Origin of the sequence: Sorangium sp. So ce726 (genome assembly GCF_051521405.1) — a bacterium.
Lineage (GTDB): Bacteria > Myxococcota_A > Polyangia > Polyangiales > Polyangiaceae > Sorangium.
On record NZ_CP150349.1, the window covers coordinates 1,383,238 to 1,393,961 of the forward strand.

Annotated in this window: 10 protein-coding genes; 5 read left to right on the forward strand and 5 right to left on the reverse strand. The window is 69.8% G+C overall.

The window, feature by feature from the left end:
* Nucleotides 1-16: 16 nt before the first annotated feature.
* Nucleotides 17-1,138, reverse strand: a complete 1,122-nt coding sequence (locus WME79_RS05115) for a hypothetical protein (protein ID WP_437532656.1) — start codon at nt 1,136-1,138, stop codon at nt 17-19.
* Nucleotides 1,139-1,363: 225 nt separating this feature from the next.
* On the opposite strand from WME79_RS05115, the gene WME79_RS05120 reads away from it, so the two are divergent.
* The 3 genes from WME79_RS05120 (at nt 1,364) to WME79_RS05130 (ending at nt 4,135) form a co-directional block, all read left to right on the forward strand.
* Entirely contained in the window at nt 1,364-2,452 is a 1,089-nt protein-coding gene (locus WME79_RS05120; protein ID WP_437532659.1) for an RNA polymerase sigma factor, read from the forward strand.
* A 149-nt stretch (nt 2,453-2,601) separates the two neighbouring features.
* A complete protein-coding gene (locus WME79_RS05125) occupies nt 2,602-3,474 on the forward strand; it encodes a helix-turn-helix transcriptional regulator (RefSeq protein WP_437532662.1) in 873 nt (290 codons plus the stop codon).
* Nucleotides 3,467-4,135: an RNA polymerase sigma factor gene (locus WME79_RS05130; RefSeq protein WP_437532664.1), complete on the forward strand. Its 669-nt coding sequence runs from the start codon at nt 3,467-3,469 to the stop codon at nt 4,133-4,135. Before WME79_RS05125 ends, WME79_RS05130 begins: the two co-directional genes overlap by 8 nt.
* Here the strand turns inward: WME79_RS05130 and WME79_RS05135 are convergent.
* Entirely contained in the window at nt 4,071-4,985 is a 915-nt protein-coding gene (locus WME79_RS05135) for a hypothetical protein (RefSeq protein WP_437532667.1), read from the reverse strand. The two genes, WME79_RS05130 and WME79_RS05135, sit on opposite strands and share 65 nt — an antisense overlap.
* Nucleotides 4,958-5,932: a ferritin-like domain-containing protein gene (locus WME79_RS05140; RefSeq protein WP_437532669.1), complete on the reverse strand. Its 975-nt coding sequence runs from the start codon at nt 5,930-5,932 to the stop codon at nt 4,958-4,960. The genes WME79_RS05135 and WME79_RS05140 overlap by 28 nt, the downstream gene beginning before the upstream one ends.
* Before the next feature lie 540 nt (nt 5,933-6,472).
* Here WME79_RS05140 and WME79_RS05145 point away from each other — a divergent pair.
* Nucleotides 6,473-6,802 (forward strand): DUF2325 domain-containing protein, encoded by a 330-nt coding sequence (locus WME79_RS05145; RefSeq protein WP_437532672.1) that lies wholly within the window; start codon nt 6,473-6,475, stop codon nt 6,800-6,802.
* Between the two features lie 419 nt (nt 6,803-7,221).
* Nucleotides 7,222-7,569, forward strand: coding sequence for a DUF2325 domain-containing protein (locus WME79_RS05150; protein ID WP_437532675.1), 348 nt, complete (start codon nt 7,222-7,224; stop codon nt 7,567-7,569).
* Between the two features lie 61 nt (nt 7,570-7,630).
* On the opposite strand, the gene WME79_RS05155 is transcribed toward WME79_RS05150, so the two are convergent.
* Complete coding sequence (locus WME79_RS05155; protein WP_437532678.1) at nt 7,631-9,760, reverse strand: caspase family protein; 2,130 nt, start codon at nt 9,758-9,760, stop codon at nt 7,631-7,633.
* Nucleotides 9,761-9,859: 99 nt separating this feature from the next.
* Complete coding sequence (locus WME79_RS05160; RefSeq protein WP_437532680.1) at nt 9,860-10,642, reverse strand: matrixin family metalloprotease; 783 nt, start codon at nt 10,640-10,642, stop codon at nt 9,860-9,862.
* Between the last annotated feature and the right edge of the window lie 82 nt (nt 10,643-10,724).

Consider the following 10,724-nt stretch of genomic DNA (forward strand, 5'->3'; position numbering starts at 1 on the left):
TCGGTACCCGGCATGGTCACCACACCCCCTCGATGCTCAGGCCCGTCTCGTGCCCGGTCACAACAGGCGATACATTGAGCCGCTCCTGAGCTGGCGTGCGGCCCAGGAAGGAGAAGTCGGTGAAGAAAGACGCGGCGGTGGCCGCGCCGATCACACCGCCCGTGATGACCAGGGCGATGCCCGCCCGGTCGGACAGGTTGCGCGCGTCGCGCAGGCGCCGCAGCTCGCCGCATGGCGAGCGCTCTGGCGCTTGCCAGCACATGGACGAACTCGCGCTTGGGTCGCTCTTGAGCTGGTCCCGCCGAGCGCTCAACTCCTGGTCGAGCTTGCTGGCGCTGATCATGAGGATGGCGCCTGTCGATATGGTGCCCGTCGCGAGCGTGATTCCGACGACACGCAGCGTCCCCGGCCAGGAAGCCCACGGGCTGGGGGCCTGCGCGCGCGGAGCGGGCAAATCGCGCACGGGGGTTGGCGTCGTTGACGCGGCCTCCTTGGCGCCGCTCGCCTCCTTGGCGCTGCTCGCCGCCGACCGGGGCAGCTGCATCGTGATCTCGTGCTCCGCACCTGCCACGGCGAGGAACGAATGGAGCGCATCCTCACGGCCCGGTGCGCGGGCCCGCACCATGTGTTTGCCCGGCTCGAAGAAGCGCGTGTAGGTCCGTGCAATCTGGTCGATGCGCTCGCCGTCGATGAACACCTCGGCGTCGGGCGGATCGACCCCGAGCACGAGCGTCGCGATGTGCTTCGCTGCCTCGCGCTGTCCTGCCTCGAATCGCCGCCGGAGCGCGTCCGGAAGCGCTTCGCGCTGTTCCAGGCTTCTGGCAAGGTGCTCGGCCGCGTCGCGATACCTGTGCAGCGCGACCTCGCAAAGGCCGAGCTCACCGGCGAGCTCCGCGCGCTCTCGCTCGGTGCTGGTCGTCGGGTCTGCGGCCTCGAAAGCAGCCTTGTACGCGGCGTGCGCCTCGACCCACAGCCCGGCATTGCGCGCTCTCTGACCGCGGCGAACATGGTCCTTCACCGAGGAGCTGCCGCTCGGTTTCGCCTTCGCTTGAAGGTCGTCCGCGCTGGCCGAGCGCGTGAGTCCTGTCGCGACCCCGAGCGCAAGAAAGATCGAGAGCGAATGCGCGATGCAACGCATCCAGTCACGCTAGTGATGCCGTCCGCTTGGCGTCAACCGACAGAAATCGCCAGATTCAGTCCGTTTTTGTGAGAATTTTCGGCCGGTTGATTGAATGCGTTCAACCGCCCGCCAGGGCTGACTGAATGTGGTTTGTAATGCTACATTGGGCTACTTGTCCTACCAAAGTTGCTCGTCGGCTCATTTTTTTGAAGCCTTTCGACCCGCTCAAGTGTGCTGCATACCGTGGACAAGCCAGCGACCGTCTCCCCCGGCTTCGAGCTCTTCCGGCGCCTCGCGCGGCGCCACGGTGTGCCGGCGCGAAGCGCCGAGGATGTCGCTCAGGAAGCGCTGCTGCGGGGGCTGGAGGCTGACAAGCGGCTCGACCCGGGGGGAGACCCAGCCCCGTACCGCGTCACGATCGCCATCAACCAGGCGCGCAACCACGTCCGTGACGCCCGCTGCCGCGGCGAGGTGCTGACGTCGTTCGATGAGTGCGAGATCCGAGACGAGTGCCCCACGCCGGAAGAGCTGCTCCGGAGACGGCAGCAGGAAGAGTTCACGCGGCAGCTGATAGACCAGCTCGATCCCAAGTACCGGGACCTCGTGATCAAGCACGATCTCCAGGACGTCCCGCTCGCCGAGATCGCCGCCGAGCAGGGACTCCCGCTGGCCACGGTGAAGACGCGACACTGGCGGGCGCACAAGGAGCTCCGGGTGCAGCGGGAGCGGTGGCAGGCGCAGGAGCGCTCGCAGGGAAGGGACGACAGCGCCTTCCTGTCGCTCGCGCTGGGTTTCCGCCGTCACGCGTCGTGGGTGGCCTCGCTGCGCCATCTGGGCGTGAGGATCTTCGTTCAGTGCGCGCTCGTCCTGCTGACAGGCGCGATCGCCTCCGCTGTGCCGCCCTTGGCCGACCTGGAATCATGGCTGGGGGTGGCGGCGGTCAGCGTCCCTGTCACCCCGCCCGCAGCGCAGGATGCTGTGGCGTCCCCTGCGCGAGACGGCGCACACGGCGCCGCGGCGCCCGCCTCGCCGATCGCGCATGAGATCTCATCGCCAAAGGATCAAGGAAGCGCACGCGCGCAGGCGGCGGCGAGCAGCACACCCGCTCGCTCAACCAGGTCCAACGGCCGGCCCGCGCCTCCGGCGAGGGCCGTTCGACCGACCATCAGCGAGCACGAGAGGAGCCTGATCGATCAGGCCCGGAGGGCTGTCGAGGACGGCAACGCCATGGCCGACGTCGAGGCGCTCCAGCTGCTGAACGCCCACGCGCGGGAGTTCCCCGATGGGCTGCTCGCCGCCGAGCGCGAAGCGCTTCTCCGACAGCTGCGCTGAGCCCTCGGCTGTCCTCCGACAGCAAGCAGGCGGTGACGCTGGTGATGTCTTCGGACAGCGCGAGGCGGCGATCCGCCTTGTTCCCGAGAAGAACGGTCACGTCCAGGAAACGAAACGCGATGACTACGATGGAGGAACTGCTCAGTGCGATGTGGCTCATTTCACCGCTCGGGCTCGCGATGATTGCCTGCGTCGCGATCGGCTTCGCGGTCACCGCGCGTGAAGCGCTGGGACGCGAGCGCGGGCTTCGCGAGGCGCGCGAGCACGCGCATGATGACGAGGAGGCAGCCCTCACCGATGCGAAGGATCAGGCTGCAGGGGAGCGGGACCGATACCGGCGCCTGCTGGACTGTCACGTCGATGCGGCGCTCGCAGAGCTGACAAACGTCCGCGCGCGCCCCATTCCCGGGCCAGGCAGGGTCCTCGAGTCGTTCTGCGCGACGAACCCTTCGTGGAGGAGAAAGCTGGCCGAGAGCACGGGGCTATCGCCGAGGGAGGTGGAGCAGTTGCTAAGGAACGACCTTCCCATGACGCCCGGCCTTGCCAGGCAGCTGGAGGCCTTCACCGGCACGCCTGCTCGGTACTGGGAGCGCCTGTGGCGGCTGCACGACGACTACCGGACGGACGCAGAGGAGACCGTGGTGATCCAGGTCGGCGAGCCCATCACCAGGCGCGAGACCTCGGCGCTTCCGGCGTCGTCTCCGGCGTCGAGCTCGGTGCCGTCACCTCCGCGCGCGATACCTCCTCGCGCGCTCGACGTTCCTCCGCCGGTGGTGCCGTCTCCCGAGCTCGAGGCCAGGAGCCCGCGGGCGAAGCTCCCGCCGCCACCGCTGCCGCGGCTTCGGTCGCCGCTCCCCGTCCGCGCCGGCACAGGGGCGGAGCTCGCCGGTCGCGCTGGGATATTGGCGAGCTTCCCGCTACAGCGCGACGAAGGGGGGGCGAGCTCCGACGCGTCGGATTGGGAGGAAGCAGAGCGCTCTCCGCTGAACACCACACTTCCGGGAGTAGGAAGCCATGGGTGAGCGCCGCCGTGCCTCGGATGCGGAGGACGTGGCCACGCGCCCCGAGGTACGCGTTGCATTCGATGCCATCGTGCAGCAAAGTTCCAAGATCAGGGACCGGCTGCGCCGGTTCCAGGTTCCAGAGTGCGACCGAGACGACGTGATGCAGGATATCCTGCTCTCGGTATGGAGGACAGTCGAGGCAGGAGGGGTCCCAGCGCGTGAGCACCTGTCGATGAAGCAGGCTACAAGACGCTGGCTGGATGTGGTCGTGTGGCACCATACGACGCACTACAGGCAGTTCCAGAATCGGTGGGAGAAAGGCCTCGATTCGTATGCACATTCGGCGATCGATGACCCTATGCCGTCGCCGTTGGGGCAGGTGGAGGCGCGGCTCAGCCTCCGCCACTTGGACCGGATCGATCCCGCGCTGCGCGACGCCGTGGTGGACTCCGCTTTGGGACTCACCGCGGAGGAGATAGCGGCCGAGCTCGGTCAGAACCCCAACACGATCCAGGAGCGTCTGGCGCGCGGAAGAGAGCAGCTCCAGAGGTCGCTGCGCTTGAACGAGCGCCGCTGCCCGCAGGCGCGCTCGCCGCCCGACGGGAGTGCCTCGGTCACTCGAGATCAGGCCGCGCCCTGCCCATGCCGATGGCCCACGCCATCGTGTACCGCGCGTTGATCTCGCACCGGGGGTTCCAGCGCAGCGCCCCGTGCTCGTCCTCCCAGCGGAAGGCGTCGATCCCGAACGGCCCGAAATAGCCCGCGCCGGCGAGCGCCTGCCCCGCCTCGAGCGCGGCCTCGACGAGCTCCCGGCGCTCACCGTCGCCGAGGTCGCCCTCGCCGGCCAGGGCGGCCCCGAGGTACGCCCCGTTCGCGTCGCAGCGCTGGACGCACGGGTCGCCGAGGCGCACCGCGCCGCCGCGGGCGACGTGCCCGTGCAGCGAGAAGTCGCCGCGGCGCTCGACCCACGGCTCGACCTGCAGGCCGCTGTCCGGCGACGCGGGATCGAGCGACGCGACGGCCCAGGGCCGCGCGTCGGGCGGCAGCGCGCCGCGGGCGACCCGGCGCCGGCCGCGCCCGGCGAACCCGAACGGCCGCTTGAGCAGCCAGTGGCCCGTCGGCGTGGGCTCCGCGATCGCGGCCTCGAGCTCGGCCAGCGAGGCGACGTAGCGCGCGCCGGGCAGCGTCTGGCCGAGATCCGCGCAGAACCTCCGGTGGTTGACGCGCCGGAGCACCTCGAGCGGCGGCGCCTCCGCGAGGTCGACGCTGGCGCGGCCGAGGAGGCGCCGGGCGCGGGGCGTGGGGCACCATGCGCGGCCGATGAGCGGGGTCCCGGGCGGCGCCGGCGGCACGAGGGGCGAGGGGAGCTCGGGGCTGAGCACGACGTCGCCGGGGCGCAGCAGGGCCGAGACCCGGACGGCGAGCTCGGGAGCTCGGCCGGCGACCGCGGCACGCGGGGTGTATCCCGCGGGGCGCGCCAGCTCCTCGTCGGCGTCGAAGTTCAGGATCCAGGCGCTCGCTCGGTCCATGAGGCCAGCGCGTCGAGGAACGGCTCGGAGAGGCCGGAGCGGCTGCGGTCGCGGCGGTTCATCGGCTCGCCCCGCATGAGCAGCGGCGAGAGGGGCGGCGGGATGTGGCGGACCCACGCTTCGAAGTCGCTTGGCCCGTGCTGCGTGACGTCATCCGGCCCGTGCGGCGCGGCTTCACCCGCGGCGGCCGGATTGGCTGCGGCAGACGTGGAAGGCGCCGCCTGGCCAGCGCTCCCGCTCGCCTGCGTGAAGCGGCGGAACCAGCGGACCCCGAAGCGCACGTGCGGGATCTCCTCGGCGCAGACCCGCTCCGTGAGCGCGGCGCCCTCGACGTCGCCGATGGCGCGGAAGCGCTCGGCGAAGCGCGCCGTGTGGTCGAGGTTGCCCCCCTCGAGGCCCATGCCCATCACGGCCACGAACTGCGCGGGCGACGCGGCGGCGGGCACCCGCGTCCAGAACCAGTCGCGCACCGGGAAGTCGCCGAAGCGGTGGCCGATCGCGGCGAGGTAGGCGGCGTAGAGCCGCATGTGGCGCACCTCGTCGAGGGCGATCCGGACGAGGCCGCCGCGAAAGGCGCGCGGCGTCTCCGGGAAGGCGAGCAGCGCCCAGGCCATGAGCTCCGCCGCCTGGAGCTCGTGGTGCAGGAACGCGTGGAAGAGCTGCGCGCGGCGCGCCGGGTTGCGCAGCGCCTCGGGCCCCGGGCTCTTCTGCGCGCGCTCCGAGATGCGCAGCGCGGCGGGCCGTCCAGGTCGCGCGAGGCGCCGCGGCGGGGCCGGCGCGGCGCCCGACGCCGACAGCATGGCATCCGACTCCCAGAGGGAGGGCACGGGCGGCGGAGAGAGCTTGTGATCGAGGTCGGTCGAGAGGACGTAATCCCAGGCCCAGCGCTCGACAGTGCCGGGCGGCGGCGGAGGCGGGTCGCTGGGCGGCGTGGCGGGAGACATCATGGCACGGCGGGGCAGGGGGGACGCCGCTCCCTACCACAGCTCGACGTCGCCGGCGGAACGCCGTGGCATCCGCCCGGAGAGCGCTCCCATGTAGGCGTTAAGTATGGAATCTTATTGAATTTTATTTCCGGCCTTCCCGCCTTTGTGGCCCCCTCAGGCATCGCCCCACCGGGCGCACCCCGGCCGCGGGCAGCGGGGACGGCATGTCGGTCGATCTCGGTGCTGGTGGGTTTGCCTTCCGCACCGAGGGCTCGTGGTTGCGGCGCTCTCGCGGTTCTGGCGAGGCGCTCGCGGTAGCGCCTGCAAACCGTATCCTCGCCCGGGCTGCGCGCGCCGGCAGGAACTGCTGCGAGGGGGAGAATATTCCCCGATCCTCGCGGCTACCGCCGCGCAGCGTCGTGTCCTCGCGCTCGCGATGTCACGATGACAGAGGCCTCGGCGACTCGACGACATTTTGCCGGGGAATAGGCCGCAGGCGCGACATTTGCGCGGGAATAGCCGCTGGAGCAGCGTGGCTTACGCCTTGCTCCGGAGGATCGTATGAAGGCGGCGCGGCGTTCCCAGGTGGTCGACAGGAAGCGCGAGGAGCAGACGGTGCTGGTCATCGGGGGCAGCGGCGGCATGTCCAGCCGCTACCGCGATGTGGTGGAGAAGCACGGCTGGTCGCTGCGCCATTACGAGAACCGCGTGCCGCCGGGCGCGCGCCACGGCGTGGGGCGGATCGCGCTCATCGTGATCATGGTGACGATGGTCTCGCACGCGCTGCGCGATCAGATGCAGAGCCTCGCGGCGGATGGCGCCCCCGTCGTGTACCTGCGCAGCGCCTCCGTCTCGGCGCTGCGGGCCGCGATCGAGCAGCGGTCCGCCTGACACCACGTCACGCCGCCGCGGCGAGGAGAGGCCCTCTCCCCGGAGCCGGCGTCGCGACTCCTCTCCTGCTCCTCTCCTCTCCCGACCCTCCTCGAGCATGTCTATCCCGCGCTGCCCCTGGCGCGCCGCGGCCCGCCGGGCGCGACCCCCGGAGCGCCGGGGTACGCGCGTTATTCCCGGCCTGCGAGCAGCCGGGAATAGCGCGCGTACGACCTGTCGAGTCGAGGGGCGCGCGGGCCCGAGGCTCCGATTTCTGGGCGCGGACGCGGGCGCACGCAGCCCGACGCTCGCGCTGCCACGGTGACAAGGGCCTTCGCGATTCAAGGACATTTTGCCCAGGAATAGAGTCCGATAACGAGGATTCTGCCGGAAATGGCGAGCTGGAGAGCCTGGCTTGCGCCTTGCTCCAGGGAGATCGCATGAAGGCGGAGCGGCCGAGTCAGGGGAGCGACAGGAGGCGTGAGGAGCAGACGGTGCTGGTCATCGGGGGCAGCGGGGGCATGTCCAGCCGCTACCGCGATGTGGCCGAGAAGCACGGCTGGTCGCTGCGCCATTACGAGAACCGCGTGCCCCCGGGCGCGCGCCACGGCGCGGGCAAGGTGGCGCTCGTCGTGATCATGGTGACGATGGTCTCGCACGCGCTGCGCGATCAGATGCAGGGCCTCGCGGCGGACGGCGCTCCTGTCGTGTACCTGCGCAGCGCCTCGGTCTCCGCGCTGCGGGCCGCCCTCGAGCAGCGGGCCGCCCTCGAGCCGCGCGCCGCCTGAGGAGGGGGCCGCGCGTCGCCGCGGCGCGCCGCGTGACACGTCGGAGGGGCCTCGTCGAGGCTCAGGTCCGTCGCGTCTCGACGCGGAACTGCCTTGTGGTCCATCCGTCACCCGGCGCGGACCTGGGGCGCACGTCGCGCTGGGTGTTCTCCTCCGCGTCGAGCGCCTCGCGTAGCCGGAAGAGCGCGTCGTTCGCGGCTGTGTCCCTCGTGGCCAGCGAACGGGTCACGGGGTTGTCGAGGGCCGAGTGCAGGAGCCACCAGAAATCGGTATCGCCGAGGGTCGCGAAGATCTTGAGGACGTCGAGCGACGAGCCACGTCCCTGGGAAAGGAAGAACTGCAACGCGAAGCGGGCCTCCCTCCTCGCCTCCACGGTGGAATACCGCCGCGTGGGGATCATGCGCCCCTCCGGCGGCGGAGGTTCCAGGGCGCGGATCCCCCAGTCATCGCCGAGATCGATGACGGCAATGTTGACCGGGCTGTTGCTCTCGTTCACGACATGGACGAATACCCAGGTATCGGGCTTGATGACGTACGCATCGCCGTCGGGCCTGATCACGGTCCCACCCTCGGCTGGCGTGCGCTCCGACCACCCCCGTGGCGGGGCGAGAAGCTCGATGTGGAGGTCGTCCTTGAGCCCCGAGACCGGCTCGGCGACCTCCAGGATGGCCTGGCAACGGAGGAGATGGAGCAGCCGATCGACGACGATCGTGGCGGCGGCCGGTGCGCCGATCGCCACCGTCCCCACGTTGGGAATGGGCTTTCCCGACGGGTCCCAGAGCTCGTAGCGACGATCCTTGTTGAGAGCGACCTGGTAGTGCGGTGTCCCGCCGGAGAGGAGCTCGAGGAACCCTCGCCCTCTCGCCTTGATCTCCGCTCCCACGGCGCCGAGCGCCTGATCCTGATCGATCTCGGGCGGCAGGTCGTCCCGGTGAAAGAGGTTGACCGCGCGCCGCAGCTCGATGGATCCCACGTCCTCGAGAAGCGTGGGGGCGCCCAGCTCGACGGAATCGATCGCGGCGCCCTCCTCCAGCGACGCCCAGCTCTCCACAGCCATCATCCTGTCGACGGTGGCCGCGCCCACGCGCAGGTTGGGCTGCGTGAAGTCTGTCGTCCCCGGGGAGAAAATCCCGAACCTCGCGCCCGCGTGGGTCCCCGTCGCCAGTCCTGCGCTCAGCTTCACTCTCCGGTTCGGAGCGTCGATTTCGTTGACCATCACGGTGCTCACGACCGGCCGCAGCTCGGCCCCGAAGATCTGGCGCTCCCCTTGACCCAGGAGCTGGGGGGTCTGCGACGAATACTTGCTGTGCACGCTCGCGAGCACGCGCTCGTAGAGCGCCTTCCAGGTCTGGTCTTTGCCGAGCCCTTCGAGCGCCTCGAGGAAGGCCGCGGTCATCACGCCAGTCGACCTGCCGCCGTCCAGGCGCACCTCGAGCGCGGTCTCCACGTCGCGGCACGCCGCAAGAAGCACGTAGTCCCTGGCCTCGGGGAGCCAGGTGGTGGCGGTCGCAGCGCGCCGGCCGGCCCCCGTCGCTTCGAGCCGCTTCCACGCGGCGTACAGCTCATCGTCGGAGGCCACGCCGTCCGTCGGGCGCTCCGCGGCGTCGAGCGTGGGATCCGCGCCGCCGCGGGCGCCCGTCGCGCACCGCGGCGCAATGTTGACTCCGCGCGTCGCGCCACCGGAGTGGCAGCTGTCGAGCACGACGGTCACGGTCGCCCGATCGTTCCTCGTCAGCGCGTCGAGGTAATACGCGATGTCGAGATCGCGCAGGTAGCGCGAGCCGTCGCCGATGTCCGTCGGCACGAGCGTCTCGTCAAACCCGCCGGGCTTCAGGTCGGTGAACTTCGTGAGTACGCGGCCTCCGTGGCCGGAGTAGTGAATGTACACGTGGTCGCCCGGCTGCGTACGGGCGAGCAGCCCATCCAGCGCGGCCTTGATATTCCTGTACGTGGGCCAGGCGCTCTCCGGCCCACCGGGCCTGTCGTCCCCGACGTTCGGCGCCAGGAGCGTCTTGATGTCGTGCGGCAGCGTGATCCGGGCGCGCAGGACCTTCTCGACGCGGTCGACGTCGCTCACGCAGCCGCGCAGCGACATGTACGTCGCGTCATTCGGGAGCTTGTTCAGGGCATAGAAATCGATGCCGATGAGCAGCGCCCGGAAGGTCGGGCTCGCCCCCCGCGGTTCGCTCACTCGAGTGTCGTCGGCTTCGGAGCTGCGTGGATTGTTCATGAGGTTCCCCTGGCTGGGGGGGCGATCACGCCCTGATCTCGGCGCAGGCGCGGGCGCAGGCTATCTGGGATAAGCGATCTTGATGAACTCGATGTCCCGTTGTGACAGCCTGGTGTTCGACCTCGTCCCCACGCCGTTCTGCGTCAGCGCCGCAGGGAAGTGATAGAGCATGATCGAGGCCGGGTCGAACTGGGTCCCGATCAGGATGTCTGACGAATATTTGGCGATGACGTTGCGATAGGTCGTCTCCTTGGGCCAGTAGTTCGGCGGCCCGGCGAAATAGCTGTAGACGGCGGGCTCGTTCCACTTGATGCCGCCCTGCGGGTTCTGGTGCTCGTGGATGGCGCCGAGCGCATGGCCGAACTCGTGGATCGTGACGCGAGAGTACTCCGTTTCGTCGGTGTCGTCGCGCAGCCACCCGAAGTTCATCGTGGGCTGATGGAGCGGAAAGTACTGCTGCACCAGCGCGTCCGTGCCGAGCGCCGACCACGAGCCCCGGTCGGCGTAAAAGGAGATCCGGATCTCGGCGTACGCCGAGCCGCTGAAGTCGAATGAAATGTTGGCGTACCGCGTCCACTCCGCGGCGTAGTGAGCGACCTTCGCCTGCATCGTGGGTGAACCATCGAGGAAGCGGATCCTCAGCCGCTTGCCGGCGCGCCATCGCTTCTGCGCGATGAGCGCGACACGCTCTGCCGGCGCGAGGTTCGGATCGTTCGGGTCGAGGTTCGGGTCTGCCTCGTTGGCCGGATTCTCCAGTATGGCGACCCGCCTCGCTGTCTCCTCCAGCGCGAGCGGCATCGTGCGATCGTGGCAGATGTGGATGGAATCTTCTGTCGTTGTCATCGGTCGTGTCTATCCTTCTTGGACGGCGGGCGCGCGGTGGTCGAACCATGCGACACACTCCGGCCCATCACGTCGGAACGCG